General features: G+C 35.6%; 21 protein-coding genes and 1 tRNA gene. 4 read left to right on the top strand and 18 right to left on the bottom strand.

All coding sequences use genetic code 11. The features are described from left to right. Positions 1–66 precede the first annotated feature (66 nt). From Q4503_RS13325 to Q4503_RS13315, 3 genes are all read left to right on the top strand, one after another. Positions 67–1,293, top strand: coding sequence for a GAF domain-containing sensor histidine kinase (locus Q4503_RS13325; protein WP_303602564.1), 1,227 nt, complete (start codon positions 67–69; stop codon positions 1,291–1,293). Between the two features lie 124 nt (positions 1,294–1,417). Next, on the top strand, positions 1,418–2,863 hold the full coding sequence (locus tag Q4503_RS13320; RefSeq protein ID WP_303602563.1) for an ATP-binding protein: 1,446 nt from the start codon (positions 1,418–1,420) through the stop codon (positions 2,861–2,863). 144 nt (positions 2,864–3,007) lie between these two features. Next, positions 3,008–3,979, top strand: a complete 972-nt coding sequence (locus Q4503_RS13315) for an AEC family transporter (protein WP_303602562.1) — start codon at positions 3,008–3,010, stop codon at positions 3,977–3,979. Between the two features lie 3,355 nt (positions 3,980–7,334). Here the strand turns inward: Q4503_RS13315 and Q4503_RS13310 are convergent. The 17 genes from Q4503_RS13310 to rlmE all read right to left on the bottom strand — a co-directional run bounded on the left by Q4503_RS13310 (position 7,335) and on the right by rlmE (position 20,436). Continuing rightward, positions 7,335–7,517, bottom strand: coding sequence for a hypothetical protein (locus Q4503_RS13310; RefSeq protein ID WP_303602561.1), 183 nt, complete (start codon positions 7,515–7,517; stop codon positions 7,335–7,337). Between the two features lie 529 nt (positions 7,518–8,046). Next, positions 8,047–8,784, bottom strand: a complete 738-nt coding sequence (locus Q4503_RS13305; protein WP_303602560.1) for an NUMOD1 domain-containing DNA-binding protein — start codon at positions 8,782–8,784, stop codon at positions 8,047–8,049. A 348-nt stretch (positions 8,785–9,132) separates the two neighbouring features. After that, positions 9,133–9,543 (bottom strand): hypothetical protein, encoded by a 411-nt coding sequence (locus Q4503_RS13300; protein WP_303602559.1) that lies wholly within the window; start codon positions 9,541–9,543, stop codon positions 9,133–9,135. Next, positions 9,543–10,004 (bottom strand): hypothetical protein, encoded by a 462-nt coding sequence (locus Q4503_RS13295; RefSeq protein ID WP_303602558.1) that lies wholly within the window; start codon positions 10,002–10,004, stop codon positions 9,543–9,545. Before Q4503_RS13295 ends, Q4503_RS13300 begins: the two co-directional genes overlap by 1 nt. Further along, the gene (locus Q4503_RS13290; protein WP_303602557.1) at positions 10,001–10,435 is read right to left on the bottom strand and encodes a hypothetical protein; all 435 of its coding nucleotides are present in this window, start codon (positions 10,433–10,435) and stop codon (positions 10,001–10,003) included. Before Q4503_RS13290 ends, Q4503_RS13295 begins: the two co-directional genes overlap by 4 nt. 12 nt (positions 10,436–10,447) lie before the next feature. Beyond that, positions 10,448–10,627 carry a hypothetical protein gene (locus tag Q4503_RS13285; RefSeq protein ID WP_303602556.1) on the bottom strand — a complete coding sequence of 60 codons (180 nt, stop codon included), beginning with the start codon at positions 10,625–10,627 and terminating at the stop codon, positions 10,448–10,450. A 17-nt stretch (positions 10,628–10,644) separates the two neighbouring features. Next, positions 10,645–11,067, bottom strand: a complete 423-nt coding sequence (locus Q4503_RS13280) for a hypothetical protein (RefSeq protein WP_303602555.1) — start codon at positions 11,065–11,067, stop codon at positions 10,645–10,647. A gap of 14 nt (positions 11,068–11,081) precedes the next feature. After that, complete coding sequence (locus Q4503_RS13275) at positions 11,082–11,372, bottom strand: AlpA family transcriptional regulator (RefSeq protein ID WP_303602554.1); 291 nt, start codon at positions 11,370–11,372, stop codon at positions 11,082–11,084. A 102-nt stretch (positions 11,373–11,474) separates the two neighbouring features. Further along, the gene (locus Q4503_RS13270) at positions 11,475–12,329 is read right to left on the bottom strand and encodes a DUF6387 family protein (protein WP_303602553.1); all 855 of its coding nucleotides are present in this window, start codon (positions 12,327–12,329) and stop codon (positions 11,475–11,477) included. A 92-nt stretch (positions 12,330–12,421) separates the two neighbouring features. After that, positions 12,422–13,672, bottom strand: coding sequence for an integrase domain-containing protein (locus Q4503_RS13265; protein WP_303602552.1), 1,251 nt, complete (start codon positions 13,670–13,672; stop codon positions 12,422–12,424). 165 nt (positions 13,673–13,837) lie between these two features. Next, positions 13,838–13,922: transfer RNA gene (locus tag Q4503_RS13260), tRNA-Leu, on the bottom strand. Positions 13,923–13,967: 45 nt separating this feature from the next. After that, on the bottom strand, positions 13,968–14,378 hold the full coding sequence (secG, locus tag Q4503_RS13255; protein WP_303602551.1) for a preprotein translocase subunit SecG: 411 nt from the start codon (positions 14,376–14,378) through the stop codon (positions 13,968–13,970). Between the two features lie 2 nt (positions 14,379–14,380). Further along, positions 14,381–15,151, bottom strand: a complete 771-nt coding sequence (gene tpiA / locus Q4503_RS13250) for a triose-phosphate isomerase (protein WP_215972729.1) — start codon at positions 15,149–15,151, stop codon at positions 14,381–14,383. 147 nt (positions 15,152–15,298) lie between these two features. Next, entirely contained in the window at positions 15,299–16,636 is a 1,338-nt protein-coding gene (glmM, locus tag Q4503_RS13245) for a phosphoglucosamine mutase (RefSeq protein ID WP_303602550.1), read from the bottom strand. A 72-nt stretch (positions 16,637–16,708) separates the two neighbouring features. Further along, the gene (folP, locus tag Q4503_RS13240) at positions 16,709–17,557 is read right to left on the bottom strand and encodes a dihydropteroate synthase (RefSeq protein WP_303602549.1); all 849 of its coding nucleotides are present in this window, start codon (positions 17,555–17,557) and stop codon (positions 16,709–16,711) included. Between the two features lie 90 nt (positions 17,558–17,647). Then, positions 17,648–19,603: an ATP-dependent zinc metalloprotease FtsH gene (gene ftsH, locus Q4503_RS13235; RefSeq protein ID WP_215972732.1), complete on the bottom strand. Its 1,956-nt coding sequence runs from the start codon at positions 19,601–19,603 to the stop codon at positions 17,648–17,650. Positions 19,604–19,794: 191 nt separating this feature from the next. Beyond that, positions 19,795–20,436 (bottom strand): 23S rRNA (uridine(2552)-2'-O)-methyltransferase RlmE, encoded by a 642-nt coding sequence (rlmE, locus tag Q4503_RS13230; protein WP_215972733.1) that lies wholly within the window; start codon positions 20,434–20,436, stop codon positions 19,795–19,797. 425 nt (positions 20,437–20,861) lie between these two features. Here rlmE and yhbY point away from each other — a divergent pair, with 425 nt between their 5' ends. Further along, positions 20,862–21,158, top strand: coding sequence for a ribosome assembly RNA-binding protein YhbY (gene yhbY, locus Q4503_RS13225; RefSeq protein WP_215972764.1), 297 nt, complete (start codon positions 20,862–20,864; stop codon positions 21,156–21,158). Between the two features lie 124 nt (positions 21,159–21,282). On the opposite strand, the gene glnS is transcribed toward yhbY, so the two are convergent. Beyond that, the gene (gene glnS, locus Q4503_RS13220) at positions 21,283–22,953 is read right to left on the bottom strand and encodes a glutamine--tRNA ligase (RefSeq protein WP_215972734.1); all 1,671 of its coding nucleotides are present in this window, start codon (positions 22,951–22,953) and stop codon (positions 21,283–21,285) included. Between the last annotated feature and the right edge of the window lie 32 nt (positions 22,954–22,985).

The raw sequence follows: 22,985 nt of genomic DNA, 5'->3' as shown, positions 1-22,985 counted from the left end.
ATAGAAAAGTATTCTTTGTTATCAGATTTATAACAATCTATATAATTGATAAAGGAGCGTTTAGCAATGAAATCTGCACCAATTCTTGACAACGAATCCTCTCGACTGGCGGCTTTAAATGAATATCAGATATTAGATACGCTACCTGAACAAAACTATGACCAACTTACTGAGTTAGCATCAAGTGTTTGTAATATGCCTATTGCCCTTATCTCGTTAATTGATGAGAAACGGCAATGGTTCAAATCTCACCTCGGTGTTACAGTACAAGAAACCCCTCGAGATATTGCGTTTTGTGCGCACGCTATTCACCATGAACAAGTATTCGAAGTAAAAAATGCCGACAAAGATGAGAGATTTCACGATAACCCTTTAGTAACGGGGCCAACTAATATCAAGTTCTATGCTGGAGCACCACTAATAACACCTAACGGTCTTCGGTTAGGTACACTCTGTGTGCTCAACAATAAGCCATCAATATTAACTGATATTCAAAAAAAACAGCTGACAATAATCGCCCAGCAAGTTGTTTTGCAATTAGAGTTGAGAAAAGCTGTGCAAGTTCAAGATAACCTTTTATCTAAATCCAAGGCATTAGCAAAAACACTAAAATCAAAAAATAAAGAGCTAGAACAATTTGTATACGCTGTATCCCATGATTTAAAGTCGCCTTTAGTGACTATTAACGGTTTTACTTCAACATTAGCTAACGAGTTATCAACCTATACATCAGAAAAGCAAAAACATCGCTTCAAAAGAATTATTGAAAATGTAACACATATGGGGACATTACTGAGCAACTTGTTACAACTTTCAAAGATTATGAATACAGAAATAACGAAAACCTCACTTAATGTAACAAAACTCATTGAAAAAAATTGGCAAAGAGTACTGCCTGAATATAAAAAAACGGAATTTACATTAATTATATCCGAGCCTTTACACCTCTTATGGGCAAATAAAACCCTCCTGTCTCAATGTATTGATAATATCTTTAAAAATTCAATTAGATATCAAAGCCATAAACGAGATCTACAAGTAAAAGTATATACTAAAGAATGTAATACTTCTGTTTCACTATTTATCTGTGATAATGGTATTGGTATAGATAAATCAAACCATGAACGAGTGTTTCATATCTTTGAACAAATTAATAAAGATGCGAATACAGGTACAGGGGTTGGCTTGAATATCGTTAAAGCCGCAATGGAAAAGCAAAACGGTACGGTAACACTAATATCTGAATTGCATAAAGGAACGTGTATAGAGCTATGTTTTCCAAAAGCAGAATAACGAACAATTACAATAAGACAAAATAGGAATATAAATACATGAATTCAATAAAATATACACCTATAAAATTTAATAATCTTTCAACAGTTATATTGTTGGTTAGAGAGTTACGTTGTGATCACCCATGAAATCCAACAATATTATACTCGCGACACTACTACTTTTTTTTATTTCACTTGAAATATTTATAGCGTTAAATTTCGTTGCTAAACAAAAAGACATCAGACAGAGCAGAACTGAAATATATGCTTCTCTCATTGAACTTCAAAATCAAATTGGTTATGTCGGCCTAATACATAATTTTAAAAATGCTATTTTACGACCGAATGAGCCTAGCTATCGAGAAAATGCTTTTGAGAATTATCGTATTGCAAAACTTCTATTAAGTAAATTTGAGCGACAAGGCGCTTTAATACTTGGAGAGCTCAACATGCAAGATACAAGAAATATGTTATCTGCTTATAATGAGCATCTTTTATCACTTCCAGAACTCCTTGATAAAGAAATGACCACACATGAGTTAGACAAATTTCTTCGTTATAATGACGAGCCTTCTCACATTGAAATCACCTTGGCATACAATAAGATTACACTCACACTTGAAGCACTAATGACTGATTTAGTAGAGCGTAGTCTTAAATTAAGTCTTATTGTTTTGATTGCACTTCTCATAACATTAGTCGCTATTGTCAGATTCTTTTTTAAAGAACAACAACATAAGCTTAATAAAAGTAATGCATTAAATATTAAAATGGAAGCTCAAAAAACAGAGATGACACGCTCACAAGCAACTTTAGTGAGCATCATGAAAGATCTTAAAAAAGAAAAACAACAAGCCAATACGTTAAATAAAAAGTTAATAAATAAAAATAAAGAAATGGAGCAATTTATTTATACTGTATCTCATGATCTTAAATCACCATTGGTTACTATTTCAGCATTCACTCAACAACTGAAATCAGAATTGTTATCAACATTAACCGAAAAGCAAGTGCATCGACTGACTCGCATCATTGAAAATGTTAAAAATATGGAAAGCCTTTTAACTGATTTACTCGATTTATCTCGTATTGTTCAACAAACTATTGCTATTTCTCAAGTTAATGTACAAACAATAATTGAAGAACAATGTCGAGTTCTTGAAGAAGCTATAAATGAGAGCAACGCTACAATAAACATTACCGATAATTTAAATACGGTAGATGCAAACCCACGATTATTCGGTGAAGCATTACTTAACTTATTAAGTAATGCTATTCGCTACCGTAACCCATCGGTTCCTTTAGTAATAGATATATACACACAACAGACCTTATCTTCCACTACCATTTGTGTAAAAGATAATGGTATTGGGATAGACCCTAAATATCACGAATTAGTATTCGCTATATTTGAGAGACTATCAACAACAGATGGAAGTGGTGTCGGCTTAACGATTGTTAAAACAATAATGGATAAGCATAAAGGAAAAGTATTAATTGAATCTACATTAGGCAGTGGCTCTTGTTTCTGTCTTGAGTTCCCCAACATCGACAACAATAAAAATGATGACAAGACAGTAAACAGCTAAAATCGTGTATTGCGCTAGTAATATATAAAACATATAAGCACTTAATAATATAAACAATACCTAATGTTAACCGAGTTTTTATGGGAGAAATAACGTAAAATAAAAAGTTAATCGCTAGTAAAATAAACAAAGACCAAACGCACAATGGAATATAACCAAAATATTTTTTCACTCTTACCTATAGCCCTCCAAATCACCGCGCCAATATTTATCTTAATAACGTTAGGTACATGGTTATTTCATATAAGATTCATTAATAAAGAGTTTATTCGTATCTCGTCTAAATTCATTTTCAATATTGGTCTACCTATTATCTTATTTACCAGTACTGCATCTCATGATTTTAAACAACTTATTAATGTTTCCCATATTGCATTAATATTATTAACTACCGTTATTGTATTCATTATAAGCCATTATACGGCATTCAAGTTTGTTGGTGCTGAGCGGGATAAAGGTGTTTTTGTTCAAGGAGCTTTTAGAGGTAATTTAATTATTGTAGGTTTAGCTTTATGTGCGAATGCTTATCCGGATAAAGGCATTGCTATCGCGACAATACCAACAGCAGCAACGATTATTGTATATAATTTACTGTCTATTTTTACCCTTAATAATAGCTTAAATCAGCAAAGTGGCTCTATTAAAAAAAATATTCAAGATATTATTAAAAACCCATTAATTATTGGAATAACCGCGGGTTTAGTTGCAAACTTAATAGGCTTCAAAACCCCTGCTCTAATTTTACAAAGTAACCAGTATATTTCACAAATGACTCTACCTTTAGCGTTAATCGCCATTGGTGGGTCATTAAATTTTCAACAATTAAAGCAAAACTTGAAGCCTGCCTTGATGGCAAGTTTTGGTAAGATTATTTTAAGCCCACTAATTTTGGTAATATTGCTATTTATTTTACCAATCGATCCTAAAGCAGCTGGTGTGTTATTTTTGTTAACAGCGTCACCCACAGCAACAGCTAGTTTAATTATGGTAGAAGCGATGGGCGGCAACGCTGATTTAGCTGCGAAAATAATCATACTATCAACATTAATCTCTCTTCTCACTGTAACTATTGGTTTTGCTCTATTGGTATCTACAGGTTTAATCGCTATTAGTTGATCTAAAATCATTTAATTTTAAAGTTAGTTAGTAGCGAACTATTAACTAACTTTAAAAGTTTCAACCAGTTGCTGTAATTTCTCAGCCATTATATCTACTTGCTTAGAGCTTTCAGTAAGCTCTTGAAGAAATTCAGCCATATGCTCAGTCATTGTGTTACTTGACTTGCTGTTTCACCATTACGAGCACCTATCCTTTCAATAACACGAATAACCTCAGACATTTATCAAAAAAATAAGCAATCTGCTATTACTGCAAAGTATCTCTGAGCTTAAACTTTTAAGGGATGCAGCTAAAAGTAACTACAAGAGTAAATTATGTTGTCAGTAATACCTGTTTCATTAATTAAGTGAACAATTTTATACGTAGAAAAATTGCCAAATACAAAGCATTTATTTCAATAACTAGTTGTTCTAATTATTAAATAAGGATGTAGTTGGTGATTTTAGCAAGTAGAAATAATCACATAGTTAGTGAGATTGGTATAAAGCAGTATGATGGGAGTATTAAATAAAATTATGTTAATAGAAAAATAAAGCTTATAGGTAACAATCAATAAAACTAGGTTAAGTTTGAAAATAAACGATGAATCGTTAAATAATCGAAAGTATTTAAATATAATATATGGGAAATCGGACCAAAAAAAAGAGCTTATATAAGCTCTTGATTTTAAATATAATCTAGTGGTGCGGATGGGGAGACTCAATAAAGACATATAATAGATTGTTTTAAAAGGAATTACACAAAATAAAATAACACCAATGTTACCTCTAGTGTTACTAAAAACAAAAGTCATAGTTTTTATTGTTTATTCTCATTAATCATCAAAACATTATTTATTGATAAACATGAATCGCCCTATGCTTTACTGCAAAGCAACCTCTTAATGAAGTGATTGTTCTGTTGATTTTTCGGGACGGTGTTCGGGACAGCACCACATTTACCGCCTTTGTTTATATGGTTTTCATTCGGGACGGTATTCGGGACGGTATTCGTGATTGTTCTAGTGGTTGTTGTGGTGATTGTTCGCGTGATTGTGGAGTTACTTTCAGCCCTCTTTTTTTGTGGTGCTTCGTGATTGTTCTGGTGATTGTTCTGGTGATTGTTCGCGTGAATAATAAGATATTTTGAATAATCCCACCAGAAGTTTTGAACAGGTTTCCAAAGCCCGTTAGAAGGCTTAGCAAATATACCGTAGTACTACGGTAGCACACTGGTATAAATCACCAGACAAATCGAAATTAATCACCAGACAAATCGAAATTAATCACCAGACAAATCGAAATTAATCACCAGACAAATCGAAATCAATCACCAGGTAAACCGAAATCGGTTATAAGCATGATTAATATTACCTAAGATCAAACCTATTTACCTTGTATCGGGTTTTATTAAACCTTATTTCGGGTTTTATTAAACCTTGTTTCGGGTTTTATTAAACCCTGTTTAGGGGTATTCCTTACCCTGTTTAGGGGTATTCCTTACCCTGTTTAGGGGTGATGCTTAACCGATTTAGGTTATCTGCTTAACCTGTTCAGGTTGCCAAGATTAAAAACGCTTTAATAAGTCAGTGGTGAGACGTCAGTAGAGTTCCAGTTCCGCTTTAAATTTAACTATTAATCATTTAGAACTATAATTTTTCATCAATCTATCAATGAATTACAAAATATATTTTCATATTTAAAACCGGAACCGGAACTGGAAATAAAAAATTTTTTTCAAACGCTTAAAACGTCGAGCTTCGAATTACCCTTCATGGCCTGTACCATTGGAGAGGACCCAAAAAAACAAAAACGTCTCGTGTATCACTAAAATAATATTTATTTTCATAAAAGATGTAATTTAATACCTAAATTAATAAACATAAATTTATTGAATAATTATCGCGTGACAACTTTAGTTGTCACCAGATTTTATTAGTTATATTACTAGTGATATTACTAGTTATATTCTATAGGAAGTTTTGAACAGGTTTACCGGAAGTTTTGAACAGTCTTACCGGAAGATTTGAACATTCTTACCGGAAGATTTGAACAGGTTCACTGAACCTGAAACGGGTTCAAATGAACAAAAAAGGTTCAGCTAGACTTACCACCTAGTATAAATAGACTTAAATAATAACCATTAAAAACCCTGCCGCCCCTTCGTTCATTGCGGTAAAAGTTCCATAAACCGTAAGTAATAATATTATTGCAAAAAAGTTTTCTTATTTTTCGCGTATAAAAATGTACTTAGGCGGCTGTACTGTGCACGCAATGCAAAATAAACAATTATATAGCCCCCACCATATGGTAATAAGTTTTTACCTGGTATATGTGTTGTTTAGTGTGTGTGTTGTGTGTTGCCTTTCCTCTGCATGTGTTACCGTGAGTGACTATTAGTGTGTTAATCAAATGCAATCAATAGCATTAAGTATAAAGGTGACTACATGGCGGTATGGTCACCTTCGTAGGTATTAAGTTCAGGAGTTGAACAGCTTTCCAAAGAGGGTAAAAGTCCTTATGTTCGGAGTTAAAAGTCCTTATGTTCGGAGTTAAAAGTCCTTGTTTAGGGAGTTACTCACCCCTAAACAGGGTAGGAATCACCCCTAGACAGGGTAAGAATCACACCAAGACGTTATCTAACGGCTAAAGCACCGTTAAATAACGATAGATTACCGAAAGTGTATTCAACACCAAGACTCTTGAATGTTGCGCTTTTTGGGTTTTACTTATTAATAGTAATAAAATATAGTCTTTCACAAATTAGACGCCTATGTAAGCATTTAAGAGGCATCCCTCATATCTAAGTAGTGAAGCAAACTATTTAGCTAATATCAGCCTTATACCTTAACCAAACAGGTGTTTATTGCAGGGTTAGCGTGTAAATTATTCGTGTGGCCAATAAAAACTGCTGTTTAAGGTGATACATAATGCGATTAGCTTAATGTATATAATCACTAGATAGGTGTATCGTTAACCGTATCGGGCTTTAACTCTAGCCCCATACTGAGGTAGGCTCTTGCGTATCGATCGGTATTCGTAGGATCCGTTCAGTTGGACTCTAGAATCCACTCCCCTGGATAGGTTGCCGTGTCGGTTTCTCTATCAATAGTATGGACCGGCACGACTGTAACCTAATACAATTAAATTATTAACCATATTAGGTTATAAACCTCGTTATATCACTAGCCCTATGGCGAATAGCGTTTGCAAACCTGTATAATTTACTAACTATGCATATACGCATAGTTTCTTTATATTAGTTATGGGGCCATGCTACAGGATGAACACCTTTATTCAGGGTGCTATTAAACCCTAGGTGGGGTTTTATTAAACCCTAGATGGGGTTTTATTAAACCCTAGATGGGGTTTTATTAAACCCTAGATGGGGTTTTAGTAGGCTTTTTATTTGAGTAAACATAGTCCTCGGCAATATCAGGATTACCAAAATAATGGTTTATCTTTTCAATTGCGCTGTTACATGCTTCTGGTGATTCTGGATCAATATGACTTGAGAGTTCAAGCCAAGTTTTTACAAGTGAGATTGGTAGTTTCATGCTTGTGCTTCCTTGCTGTATTTATTTTCCAAGTGTAGTAAATGAACTTAATTTTAACCAGGTAGATGTTCAGGCTATCTTATTCAGCAATAATAAATCAATGAAACAATCACCGTAACACTCCTGTAATAAAAGCACAGACACCTTGATAACAATCAACTAATGGTGTCAGTTTAACCCGTTATTAATCATTTAATATATTCCGTTGTTAGATACACTTAAAGTGCTACATTCCTTATTACTATCAAATAATTAACTAAAACCACAAGCAACACTGGGTCAGATTTGGGTCAATAAAAAACAATCACCCCGAAACACGCAATAGAAAAGACTATCTAAATTATTCCGTTAGCGGATACCTCTGAACCTTCATACAAACCTTGGTATTATTAGGCCATTAACACCTGACCTGTTTTTTCGGGGTTGACTCAAGGTTGAGAAAAGAGACTTTTTATTCTTCGCAACTTTACCAGGTCAAATAAGTTGAAGGTGGGCTTTTATCTACAAAATATTATCCGTGATTACTCAGTTAAAGCCCTTGAACAAATGCATGTAGTCTTTTTTCCTGCACACCACTTAGCCAAATAAAAAAATCTTCCTGAACTTTTTTACCTTCGTTGAGTAATTCAATTTGAATTTTCCACCCTTCACTAGTCATTACAAGCGCTTTATTTCTCTCAAGCCTATCTAGGCATCTTGTTAGAGTATTGCGCCTTATATTCAATCTAGTGGCTAACGATGAAATCGAACTGTATTCTATGATATAACTGTCTAGACTAGCTGCAAACCATGCAAGGCTATTTATGATATACGCCAAAGTTAAGTCACCAAGCGCACTTATAGAATCAAGTTGAACTAATTGAAATTTAGGGTTGTTAACATAATCCTGATCAATGCTTCCTAAGTCATTACTCGAGTGTTTATTATTGAAAATATCTTTGTATGTCTGATAAGCGAACTTTGAATTTTCATGAGTTGATTTAGAGTATTTATAGGCACCTAACCCACCACCGGATAACCTTGTGCGTTCTTTATTTAAAAAGCTTTTTTCGGTTAGTGATTTAATATGCTTACCAATTGTTTTTACAGATACACCTAACCATTCAGCCCAATTTTTATAAGTTCTCCATGGGTTTTTCCCCTGTATAAACCAATAATTTAAATCAGCAAGTATTGCAGCCTCAACTAACCCGACCGCCTTAACTAAATCATTAGACAAAAATAAATGTACAGGTCTACTTGCTTGCGCCTTACTTGGTGTTTCCATTTTCTTGCACCCTCAGTACAAACCCCAATTAAATAACTAAGCCTAGGCGGTGAGGTACCGCCTTTTTCGGGAGCTACCCTAGGCTTAATTAAACTCGTTAAACTTTGCTCAGCAATGCCATTTTAAATCTATTGAACACTTTAAACACCAATGATCTTAGATGTTGTCATTTCAGCACCTTTTAAGTTTTCATATGACAATAAAGAAACATGTAATAATGGTATATGACGGCCTTAACATGAAGCAAATCATTACTAAGCAATATTGATTTATACAATGGCGGCCTACTTTTGAACTCATGCTTTGAAACTACTTCAAATTTATACTCTGGCTTGTTTTGGGCGTAATTCATGATGTAACCTCCATGATTTTCTCAAACTCACCAACCATCTTTGCAACAATCCCATAAGCAGCAAAAGCAGCGCAAATACCTTTTTTGTGTAAGAATATCGCATCTTTATAAACAGGGGGATCTACTATATTTTCATTGAATAATTCTTGAGTGCGCTTCAAGTAATCATAAAAACGTTGAATATTTAACTCATCAATTGGCCTACCAATTGCCGCGGTCTCTTTTTCAATAATACCAACTAAAAGCTTCAAGTAATGTTCAATACTATACAGCTCGGCCGACAAGCAACCAAAGGCTTCGTTTTCGGTATTTTTTGCCATAGCTCGAACACAAACAATAACCCCGTAAGCGTTATCAATTTCGCAATCAAAGGTATCTATATTCTTTTTAAGTAAATCTAAATTCATTATAACGCCCTCCCTTTTTGACTAACGAACAGCAACGGCAATCCTTTTAATGATAAGCGTGCTTGTTGCTCAGTTTTAGCGCAAACTGATATTTTTCGAGAGGTGTTTAGTTCTGCCAGTTTGTTTTTATTGGCAATAATAAAGGTGTAAATCATGGTAAGAGTTCCTGTATAAATAAAATAATACAGGTGGATAACAAGCCGCAAAGACAATGCGCTATACAGGAAAGCGCAAGGGACGGGAGCATTTGCGGTCAAACCGCTTGGCTCGTTATCCTGCCCCCGTATTTGAGATACACTAACCCTAGGGTAATGTATTAAATGGGGTGCGAAATAGCCTGTATGTTCATTGCCAACGGGTGTCTTATATCCGCCTGCTATGTCGTTGGGTGTCTTAAGTCCAACTGAGCCAACAATAAACACTTTTACGTAATTTGTAAAGCAACCTTTTAAAATAATCATGCTGCCACCTCACCACGATCAGGAAATTTATCAGCAAGTAAGCGCATAGCTACCTCATCAATACAGGTTAACTCAAAACGCTTGCAATGATGAATTATTAGGTCTACTAGCTTATGTGCTTGTTCTGCATTTTTAAGCTGATAAATACTGTAATAACTGTTTTCTTTATCCTGTTTTCTTAAGACCGGGTTCACCAATAAAATATCATGTTCACGTTGAATGTAGGTGGGGTAATTTCGCCCACTCATTACGTGAGCCGCTTCATTGATGCTTTTTTCTGTGACCCCTTTCGGGCTATATAAAAAATGAATTAATACTCTTAATTTTTTATATGCTGTTTTATTTTTTATGTTATTCTTATCGTCGTTATTGTTTTTGCTATGTTGATTTGCGCTGCTTTGGTTCGCCGTAGTGGCGCTCTTATTATCCATATATTAATTCGCTTATGGTTGGCTAAATAATAATTCTTCGTAATGATCAAGCATGATAATCGTCTGCTCTAATACTGTAATACTGTTAGAATCGAACTTTTGAGTAATAATGAGCTGTGCTATATGCTCTCTCGTTGCTTGAATATTGATACTATTTACAGGAATTGTAACTAAGGTACTTTCTCTGCTCATTTTGAAGTCCCGGCCCTTTAAATTTTCGCGTTAATAACGGAGTCAAGAAACTCGTCTTCAAGTTCGCGTTTTTCTCTTTCAGCCTTTATTCTGGCTTGCTCTCTTTTAAGTGCCTGTTTGCGTTTTTCTTCTTTATGTTTAATATGTTCTTCATACTCTTTTGTAGCTTCTAAAGTTAACTTTTTGTGCTCTTCCTCTAAAAGCGCCTCTGGCTTTCTCATGTTAATACGAATATTTCCCCCATAGTTGGTGGCACTATCAACAAGTGGCGTATATCCTTCTTCTATACGCTTTAAAAACACCTCAAAAAAGTGGATTGTATATTCCCCATAAACTGAAATATTTTTAATGTTTTCATTGATCGCTCTTTCAATTCGTTTTGCCAAGTCTGCTTCATTAGCAACGATAGGTGTTAATATTGATTTATCTAATGTAGTCATGGTTTTTTTTCCTCTTATGCTGCTAATTGTTGACGTTGTTCTACTAAAGTTTTAACGAGTTCTTTTAATTCGTCTTCGTTTTTTCCTGCTGCCATAGCCAGTAACACTGATATAACTTCATGCTTAAAATAGCCAACGGAATTAGCACCAAGCGCGATCGCTCGAGGCAATAGCCCAGCATTTAATTTAATGTGAAAGTTACTTTTAGATATGCCAAGCATCTTTAATACTTGAGGTTTGCGGATTATTTGTAAATCAGGGTTTTGCACAGTGGTAGATATTGGGTTGTGTGCTGCATGTGTCATAGTTCACCTCAGTTGTTTTGGTTTGGATTAACTGAGGGGGATTATCAAGCTATACAAAAAGGAGTTATCCCCGTTTTTGTGATTTATTTTTTTGGGGAGAATCTATTTTATTGGGTTTAGAAAGGGCAATTTAAAAATATTAAATATTTCTGGGTTGTGCTCGAGCTTTTCTTTACCTATGCATTTTAGGATAAATGCCTTTATACGCTCATCGTAATAATCGTCACAGATAGGTACTAATTCACCTTTACGGTTTGTTCTAAAAAAATCTTTATAAACAACATCAAAAATAACCTTTCTACTCATTTTTTTACTGTGTATTGTCTGCCATATAAACAAATCTATTAAGGGCAAAACTTTGTACTGTAGAATCTTACTTTTATATGTATCATTAACTAATTGTCCTTTGCTAGGTTCATTTAAACGAGTTTTTGCTCGCCACTTATTAAGTGATGTGCTAATAATATCGAGTATTTCTTTATTCGTTGAAAACTCTAAGTCAATATTTATACTAAACCCTTGGGTGTAGATAGCATCCTCATCTGGTTCAAGTTTTCTATTTTCGGTATAAAGATCGTTATTAACAAAGTATTGCCTATTGTCTTCATAAGCCCACCTTTCCCCCTCAAAAAAACCCTTCTCTTGAAGCGCTAAATAATGGTTTACGGCATCCTCTGAGCTTGTTGGTGTGACGGGTTTATGTTCAAACCTTTCATTATCCGACAACCCATTAATGACTGGTTCACCTGCCCAGATCTTCTTTATCTTACATATACCATCATTTAGTATATCAAAGTGTAGTGGTGTAGATGTTTTGTCCTTGGCAATACTCACAACGCTACTGTGAATCATTATTCTTTCATCAAATTGCGCTTTTAGTTCTCTTGGCGTTAAGTCCGTTAATACTTGGTAATTATCAAGATCAAACCATTCTGGTAATTCTTTTAAAAAAGACATTTTCCACCCTCAGTACAAACCCCAATTAAATAACTCAGCCAAGACGGTGAGGTACCGCTTGTTCGGGAGCTACCCTAGGCTTGATTAAACTGTTAAGCGTTAACTACGCTAAGTCCTTTACGGTAACTCGTCGATAGGCTCATATTGCCCGTTGCGGCTTTTTCAATATGATTAGACCACCAAGTCATTACAGCCCGTCTACGTTCTAAATATTCACTGCGGTTGTATGCTCTGCGCACTTCGTTATTATCAATGTGCGCCAAAGCTGATTCAATTACGTCACCGTCAAAACCTTGTTCGTTTAGTGTTGTACTAGCAATTGAACGCATACCATGCGCGACCAATCGACCTTTAAACCCCATGCGTGATAATGCTTTATTGGCTGTTTGAGAATTACTAGGTTCATTTGGTTTTCTGTCGGCAGGAAAAACATACTCCCTCTGGCCACTTATAGGGTGCATAAATTCAAGTAAACTTAAACATTGCTCAGATAAAGGGATAGTATGTGGGCGCTTCATTTTCATTCGTTCTGCAGGTATTGACCAAGTTTTATTTTTTATATCAATTTCTGACCATTTCGTACCTGATGCTTCGCTCGGTCTAACCATCGTATGAAGTTGCCACTCAATTAAACAACGTGTAGTAATTTTTATACTAGCACTGGCTAACGTTTTCATTAACTCAGGTAGTTCCGTTGGTAGTAAAGTTGCCATGTTTATAGTTTGAGGTGTTTTAAATGCTGCTCTAATACCTGATAAAGGGTTGTGATTAAGTAAGCCAGTATTAACCGCATGAGTCATTATTTCATTTAAGTAGCCAATGATTTTACTGGTTAATTCTAAACTACCTTTAGCGGCCAATGGCTCTAATGCCTTTATGGTTTCTGGCGCGTTAATTTTATCAATTGGCCTGTGACCTAATGTAGGTAATATGTGATTTTCAAGGCTGCGCCATAAGCTTGTCGATGTCGTATCAGCTATTTTAGTTTTCTTAATTTCAAACCAATTTAACGCAACAAACAAAAAGGTATTGCTTGCTTTATAGCGAGCAGCTACTTGTTGATCATTTCGGTATTCTTGTGGGTCGATATTATCAGCTAACAGCTCTTTCGCTTCGGCTCTTTTCTTTCTGGCATTGGCTAAAGATAAATCAGGATATTGCCCTAAACTAAGGTTTTTACGCTTTTTAGTGATAGGGTGGTAGTAATTGAATAACCAACTTTTAGTGCCTGTTGGTTTAACTCTCAATATTAAGCCGTAACCATCGGCAAGGTTATATTCCTTATCTTTTGGTTTTGCCTTATCTATTTCCGTATTGGTCAATGGTTTGGTGGTTTTAGCCATTTTTGGTAACACCCAATTTAAGTTATTGCGCCAGTGTTACTTCCAATGTTACCAAAAATACGGACTTTTACAAGTCGGCTTTAGACTGCTACGGACATAAAAAAACCGCTAAGCCTTATTTATAAAGGGTTAACGGTCTTGTTTGTTCTTCTTAATACAATCTAGTGGTGCGGATGGGGGGACTTGAACCCCCACGACCTAAGTCACCAGCCCCTCAAGCTGGCGCGTCTACCAATTCCGCCACATCCGCGCAAAACTAGGTTTATATTATAACTTGAAAAAGTTAACTCTGATGCTAGTTAGGTATATCGCCATCTTCTACTTTAGTAGCAACATCATCAGCAGTTGGAACGTCTGAGTTTTCACTCATCATAGCTTCCGCACTTTCGATATCGCTTGGAATAGCATCGGTAGGTATAGTTTGTTCGCTAACAGGAACACTTAAGTCATTCCATTCATCAACAGACTTAGTACGATTAGCCGTTAGGTTACCTAAAACTAAACTAATAACAAAAAAGCCAATAGCTAACCAGGTTGTTGTTTTAGTTAAAAAGTTACCTGAACCACCTGAGCCAAAAACTGTTGCTGATGAACCAGCACCAAAAGAGGCACCCATATCAGCACCTTTACCTTGTTGAATTAGCACTAAACCAATTAAGGCTAAGGCGATAAGTACGTAGGCTATAATTAAAACTTGATACAACATTTTTACTTTCCTTTAGCGGCTGAACAAATTATTTTAAATTGTTCAACTTGTAAACTAGCACCACCAATAAGACCACCGTCTATATCAGGTTGTGCGAATAATTCTTCACAGTTTGACGAGTTAACGCTTCCACCGTATAACAAAGGCACTTTATCCGCGACATCTTTATTAGCTTTAGCTAAAAATTGACGAATAAATTTATGTGTTTCTTGTGCCATCTCGTTTGATGCTGTTTTTCCTGTACCTATAGCCCAAACGGGTTCATAGGCAATAACAACATCAATAAATTTTTCTATACCTATTTCATCAATAACAGGCTGTAATTGTGAAGCAAGTACGGTTTCTGTTTGTTCAGTTGCTCGTTCAGCTTCGCTTTCACCAATGCATATAATAGGTGTTAAACCTGCATTGAGTACGGCATTTACTTTATGTGCAACTTGAGTAGAGGTTTCTTGATAATAACGTCTACGTTCAGAATGACCTATAATAACAAATTCTACTGATAATTCCTGCAACATTTTTGTAGAAATTTGACCAGTGTAAGCTCCACTTTGGTGTTCACTAACATTTTGAGCACCAACATGTATAACAGCACTTAAATTATTTGAATTTCTTTTAGCAACAAACTCAGATAAATAAGGGGAACTAGGACAAATAACCACACTAACATTATCTTGTAATTTCACGTTAGTTAAACCAGAAATCATAGTGTCAACTAATGCTAAATCACCATTCATCTTCCAGTTAGCAGCAACGATTGCACGTCTAGCCATATATTATCTCCTATCCACTTTCTAGTGCTTTGTAAATGAAGCCGCGAGATATTAACTAACCTGAGATTAACTTACAAGTACTAAGTTAAAATCAATGAATGATCAATTAAATTTATTGGACAATCGCTGCTTTTATCAGCAAATTTGCTAGCTTGCCAGTTTAACTGACTCTGCAATTTCATTTGCTAAGGCAGTAACTTCTTCAAGTTCGGGGCCTTCTACCATCACTCTAATTAAAGGCTCTGTTCCTGATTTACGTAATAATACTCGTCCACGGCCTGATAATCGAGCATTAACTTTATCAACAGCTGCTTGTACACTTAGTGAATTAATAGGATCACTATCACCGGTAAAGCGTACATTAACCAAAATTTGCGGTAACATAGTCATACCTTGACGCAATTCAAATAATGATTTTTCTTGCTGTTTAAGTGCTGTTAAAACATTTAAAGCCGCAATAATACCATCTCCAGTTGATGTATGACTTAAATTAATAATGTGTCCTGAGTTTTCAGCACCTAACTGCCAGCCTTTCTCTCTTAGTAATTCCATTACATATCGGTCACCTACGTTACTGCGGGCAAAAGGAATGCCTAATTCTTCTAAAGCAAGTTCAAGACCCATATTACTCATTAACGTACCAACAACACCGCCTTGTAAACTACCAGACTGCAAATCGTTACAAGCAATAATATAAACGACTTCATCACCATCAATAACATAACCTGTATGGTCAACCATCATTAAACGATCGCCATCACCATCAAGTGCAATACCAAGATCGGCTTTGTGTTCAACAACCGCCTCACTAACCATCTTCATTGATGTAGCACCACAACCATCATTAATATTAGTGCCATTAGGTGATGTGCCTACTTCAATAACAGTTGCACCTAATTCACGAAAAACATTAGGAGCAATGTGATAAGTAGCACCATGCGCACAATCGACAACAATTGTTAAATTTTCCAGCGAGAGTTGACTTGGAAAGTTACTCTTACAAAACTCAATATAGCGTCCTGCTGCATCTTCAATGCGGCTTGCTTTTCCTAAGTAAGCAGAATCAACACACCCCATAGGTTTATCAAGCTCGGCTTCGATTGCTAACTCAACCTCATCAGGGAGTTTTTCGCCATCTTGTGAGAAAAATTTAATGCCGTTATCATAATAAGGATTATGAGATGCACTAATAACAATCCCGGCCTCAGCGCGAAAAGTTTTAGTCAAATAAGCAATACCGGGTGTCGGCATTGGGCCTAATAGGCCTATATCGATGCCTGCTGCTGAAAATCCGGCTTCTAAAGCTGATTCAAGCATATAACCTGAAATACGTGTATCTTTTCCAATAAGTACCTTCTTAGTACCTTGTGCAGCTAATACTTTACCTGCAGCATAGCCTAATTTCATCACAAACTCAGGTGAAATTGGATACTGACCAACTAAACCACGTATTCCGTCAGTACCAAAATATTTACGACTAGCCATTATTTTTCCTTCTTATTAAATTCTCAATGTATTAGCTTATAACCAGCTAAGTTTTCAATTCATTGCATCCTACTAATGATGTTTTGCAACAGCATTTAAAATTTTGATTGCATCGACAGTTTCTGCTACATCATGTACACGTACTATATTAGCTCCTTGTTGAACGGCAAGAATCGCAGTAGCTAAGCTGCCAGCTAATCGCTGATCAACGTCACGATTAAGTAAGTTGCCTAGCATTGACTTACGCGAAGTTCCGGCAAGCAAGGGCAAGTTAAATTTTTTAAATAAAGAAAACTGAGCTAACATTTGATAATTATGTTCAAGTGTTTTACCAAAGCCAAAACCAGGATCTAAAATTAAACGTTCAGAGTTAATTCCTTTTTCTTTGCAACTTCTAATACGTTCTTCAAAGAAAGTAACAATATCATCAATGATATTCGTATATTGAGGGCTTTGTTGCATTGTTTTTGGCAAGCCTTTCATATGCATTAAACATACTGAAACATCACTTTGTGCAATAACATCAAGACAGCCTTCATTTTGCAACGCTCTAACATCATTAATCATATCTGCACCATAAGTTATGGCTTCATTCATGACGACAGCTTTACTCGTATCGATAGAGACGCAGATATTAAAACGGGATTTAATCGCTTTAAGCAAAGGGATAACCCGTGTTACTTCATCTGTTTCACTTACCTCAATTGCCCCAGGACGAGTTGATTCACCACCAATATCAATGATATCGACTCCGTTTTCGATCATCAATTCGACTTGTTTTAATGCTTGATCAAATTGAGCAAACTTTCCGCCATCAGAGAAGGAATCAGGAGTAACATTTACAATCCCCATCACTTGTACATTACTTAAGTCGGCTAATGCGGCTTGGTTTGATTGTTTATTTCTAGAATTTTCGGACATAATTTTAGGGTTAGCTTTAAAAAACAAAGCCTCGATAAATACTTTAATTAAGTAAATATCAAGGCTTATTAATTGGACCCACGATACTAATTATTTAGCAGGTGTATCACTACTTGGCTCTGATAGATCAGGCGTTACACTTTTTTCTGACTCTTCTGATTTTTTAGCTGAGCCACCTTCACTAGAATTTGAGCTAGAACTTGGAGAATCAGTATCATCCCAATCAGATGGTTTTCTAACATCAACTCGTGCCATTAAATCATCAATTTGCAACGCATCAATTGTTTCATATTTCATTAATGCATCTTTCATTGCATGTAAAATATCTAAATTGTTTTTAATTAAATTTTCTGCACGCTCATAGTTGCGAGAAATTAGTAACTTAATTTCTTCATCAATCAACTTCGCTGTTTCATCAGACATATGTAATGACTTCGACGATGTACGTCCTAAGAACACTTCGCCTTCTTCTTCAGCAAAAAGCATAGGGCCTAATTTTTCTGAAAGTCCCCATTGAGTAACCATTTTACGAGCAATACTTGTTGCGCGCTCAATATCGTTCGAAGCACCAGTAGACACTTTATCACTACCATAAATAACTTCTTCAGCAATACGTCCACCATACAAAGAAGAAATGTTACTTTCTAAATGTTGTTTAGAATGACTAAATCTGTCTTGCTCTGGCAAGTACATAGTTACCCCTAACGCTCGGCCACGAGGAATAATACTTACTTTATAAACAGGATCATGATCAGGGACTAAGCGACCAATAAGTGCATGACCAGCTTCATGATAAGCAGTCATTTCTTTTTCGGACTCACTCATTACCATGGACTTACGTTCCGAGCCCATCATAATTTTATCTTTAGCTTTATCGAACTCATGCATACTTACTGTGCGTCGTGAAGTACGAGCAGCCCATAATGCAGCTTCATTTACTAAGTTTGCTAAATCTGCACCAGAGAAACCTGGCGTACCACGTGCAATAACAGCAGCTTTAACATCGTCTCCTAAAGGAACTTTACGCATGTGTACTTTTAAGATTTGTTCACGGCCACGAATATCAGGTAAACCAACAGTTACTTGGCGATCAAATCGGCCAGGACGTAATAAAGCCGGATCTAATACATCTGGACGGTTAGTTGCAGCAATAACAATAACGCCTTCATTACCTTCAAAACCATCCATTTCAACGAGCATTTGGTTTAGTGTTTGTTCACGTTCATCATGACCACCACCCATACCTGCGCCACGTTGGCGACCTACAGCATCAATTTCATCAATGAAAATTATACAAGGTGCTGCTTTTTTAGCTTGTTCAAACATATCACGAACACGTGATGCACCAACACCCACAAACATTTCAACAAAATCAGAACCTGAAATAGTAAAAAAAGGTACTTTCGCTTCACCGGCAATCGCTTTCGCTAATAATGTTTTACCTGTACCTGGTTGACCGACAAGTAAAATACCTGAAGGAATACGACCACCTAACTTTTGAAATTTTGTTGGTTCTCTTAAGTAATCAACTAATTCTGCAACATCTTCTTTAGCTTCATCACAACCAGCAACATCAGCAAATGTTGTTTTAATTTGTTCTTCACTTAGTTGACGTGCTTTTGATTTTCCAAAAGACATAGCGCCTTTACCGCCCCCACCTTGCATTTGGCGCATAAAGAAAATCCAAACACCAATTAATAAGATCATTGGAAACCATGAGACAAAAATGGTGGTTAAAAAGCTTGTTTCTTCTGGTAATTTACCTTGAGCACGAACCCCCTGCTTTACTAGGTCGTTGATTAAATCACGATCATATCCACCAGGAATAGTAGTAGTGTAGCTTTCACCGGTACGTTTTTCGCCAGTAATTACTCCGTTTCTGTCTACGCTAGCATCACGGATTTGTCCTTGACGAACATCAGTGATAAAACGCGTGTAGTCCATTTGTGCTTCATTTGCTGTATTAGGAGAAAAACTCTGAAAAACAGACATTAAAACAACGGCTATTACTAACCATAAAATAAGATTTTTTGCCATATCGCTCAACTTAATGACCTCATTGGGGGTGAAAATTTAATATAAATTGGTCAGAGTTAGTTCTAACCTAAATTATTATGTTGTGCCTAATTTACTACAATTCAAGCTTTGTCGCTAATTTACTTTAGTCGGTATTTACAACTAGTAACATATTAACGCACTTAGCTTGAATAAAGTAGAAACAAAATTAATTTTTACATCTAGCCAGTAAAACCCGTAGCGACAAGGTAAACTTCACGTGAACGCGCGCGTGAAGATTCTGGTTTACGTGTTTTAACTGTTTTAAATACCGCGCGAGCAGCTTTCATAAAGTCTTCAAAACCAGCCCCTTGGAACACTTTAACAACAAACGCACCGTTAGGCTTTAATACTTGATGACACATATCTAACGCGAGCTCGACTAAGTACATACTACGTGCTGAATCAGCACTTTCGTTACCAGTCATATTAGCGGCCATATCTGACATAACTACATCAATTGTCTTACCATTAATTCTTGTTAACAAAGCGTCAAGTACGGCTTCTTCTCGAAAATCACCTTGTAGAAAATCGACTCCGGCAATCGCGTCCATAGATAAAATATCACAAGCAATAACTTGTCCACTATCACCTACCGCTTTAACTGCATATTCAGACCAACCACCTGGCGCAGCGCCAAGGTCAACCACCTTCATGCCCTGCTTTATCAATTTATCTTTATTATTTATTTCTTCAATTTTGAAAACTGCACGAGAACGTAAACCCAATTTTTTCGCTTTTTTTACATATTCATCTTCAAAGTGTTCATCAAGCCAACGTTGCGAACTGTTAGTATGTTTTTTCTTTACTGGGGGTTTTGCCATATTTTTTTTGCCATATTAAAAGTTTTTTCGACTATTAATAAAGATTATATCAAGTCTCATCAGTTATTTCCCCACCCAACGAGAATTAAAAAATTAGATTTGAACATAAATTGCAGGTAACTAATATTTCTATACTAGCTTAATGATAGTTAACCATAAGGTATTGAAATTGATTTCTAGTTATCAATTATCTGACTGTAAGAGAGGTACTTCATTAACAACTGAATTTTTTTTATTCAATTAATTAATCATTCTCGCGCTAAATACAAGTAGCACATAGAATAATGATCGTTAACTAAACTTTTATTTGTTATAAGCTTACTAATGTTCTTTATCACTAGGAATAAATTGAATAGAATTGGTATTAAGTGTTAGATAAGGGTAAAATAGCGTTAATTCAAGTTAACGACTATCGAAATTTTTTAATGACTATAAATAAGAAACAAATACAATATTTAAGAGGTGTTGCACACCCACTAAAACCTGTTGTTTTACTTGGTAATAATGGCTTAACAGAAGCTGTTGTTGCTGAAATTGATTATGCGCTTAATCATCATGAATTAATTAAAGTGAAAATACCAACTGACGACAGAGATACAAAGGGCTTAATAGTTGACGCTATTTGTCGTGAAACTCAAGCGATAAAAGTACAAGTAATTGGTAAAACACTAATTATTTACCGTCAAAGTGACGAGAAAAAAATTCGCATACCTAAGCTTTAACTGCATATAAAATCAATAAACAAGTAAGTTTTTATTTGTTTATATAAAAAGACCGTAGGTTACAGGTAATTAACTTGTAACCTACGGTCTTTTTTTATGTTTATTAAAACTTTATAACAATAACTTACTGAGCTATCTTAGCCCATGTATCACGTAAGCCTACAGTACGGTTAAAAATAAGTTCATCTGTATTTTCAATCTTATTATCTAAACAAAAGTAACCTTGGCGCTCAAATTGAAAAGCTTGTTCAGGCTTCGCTAACTTTAATGAAGGCTCTACTTTAGCTTTTTCAACTTTAATCAATGATTCAGGGTTCATCACTTTATAAAAATCATCTTCAGCTGCAGGATTTGGAACAGTAAATAAACGGTCATATAAACGTACTGTCGCATCAAGTGATTTATCAGCGTCAACCCAATGAATAACACCTTTGGGCTTAGTACCATCAGTCGGATTTTTACCTAAAGTATCGTCAAGGTAATTACAGTAAACCGTCGTAACATTACCTGCTTCATCTTTATCACAACGTGTTGCCGTAACAACATAAGCACCACGTAAACGCACAGCTTTATCGAGTACTAAACGTTTATATTTTTTATTGGCCTCTTCTCTAAAGTCTTCTGCTTCAATATAGAGTTCACCACTAAATGGCACAATGCGTGTACCTTGGCTATCGTCACTTGGATGATTCTTTACGACAAGCTCTTCAGTTTTACCTTCAGGGTAGTTTTCTATCACTAATTTTATAGGATCAAGCACTGCCATAGCACGAGGAGCATTATCATTTAAATCTTCACGAATACATGCTTCTAAAACACTCATTTCAACTGTGTTTTCCATTTTAGTGACGCCAATTCGCTTAGCAAACTCTCTAAGTGAAGCAGGTGTATAACCTCGACGCCTAAAAGCAGCAATCGTTGGCATACGAGGATCATCCCAGCCATCAACAAGCTTTTCTTCCACTAAAGTATTTAACTTACGTTTACTCATTAATGTATATTCAAGGTTTAAGCGTGAAAATTCATATTGTTGAGGCTTTACTGGCACAGAAACATTATCAATAACCCAGTCATATAAACGTCGGTTATCTTGAAACTCTAACGTACATAAAGAGTGAGTCACACCTTCAATAGCATCGGATAAACAGTGTGTAAAATCATACATTGGATAAATACACCATTTATCACCAGTTTGATGATGATGAGCAAATCGTACACGATAAATAATAGGATCACGCATACACATAAAGCTTGATGTCATATCTATTTTAGCACGTAAAGAACACTCACCTTCTTTGAATTCACCGTTACGCATCTTGGCAAATAACGCTAAGTTTTCTTCAATAGACGTATCACGATACGGACTATTTTTACCTGGCTTGTTTAACGTACCACGATACTCACGCATTTCATCGCCATTTAAAAAACAAACAAACGCTAAGCCTTTGCTAATCAATTCAACCGCAAAATCATGTAATTGCTCAAAATAGTCTGATGAATAATGAACATCACCTGCCCATTCAAAACCTAACCATTGCACATCTTTTTGAATAGCGTGCACATAATCAATATCTTCTTTTTCCGGATTGGTGTCGTCGAAACGTAAGTTACACGCACCATTATAATCTTGAGCAATCCCAAAGCTTAAACAAATAGCTTTTGCATGACCAATATGCAAGAAACCATTTGGTTCTGGCGGAAAACGTGTTTGTATTGAACTATGTTTGCCACTAGCAAGATCAGCATCGATAATTTGACGAATAAAATTTGTTGGGCGGTTTTCAACTTCCGACATCCACAGAGCCTCTAAAGAAAATTAACGTAATT

Origin of the sequence: Colwellia sp. 6_MG-2023 (assembly GCF_030547765.1) — a bacterium.
GTDB lineage: Bacteria > Pseudomonadota > Gammaproteobacteria > Enterobacterales > Alteromonadaceae > Colwellia.
The sequence above is the reverse complement of the archived record's forward strand: the minus strand, read 5'-3'. Positions and strand labels throughout refer to the sequence as shown.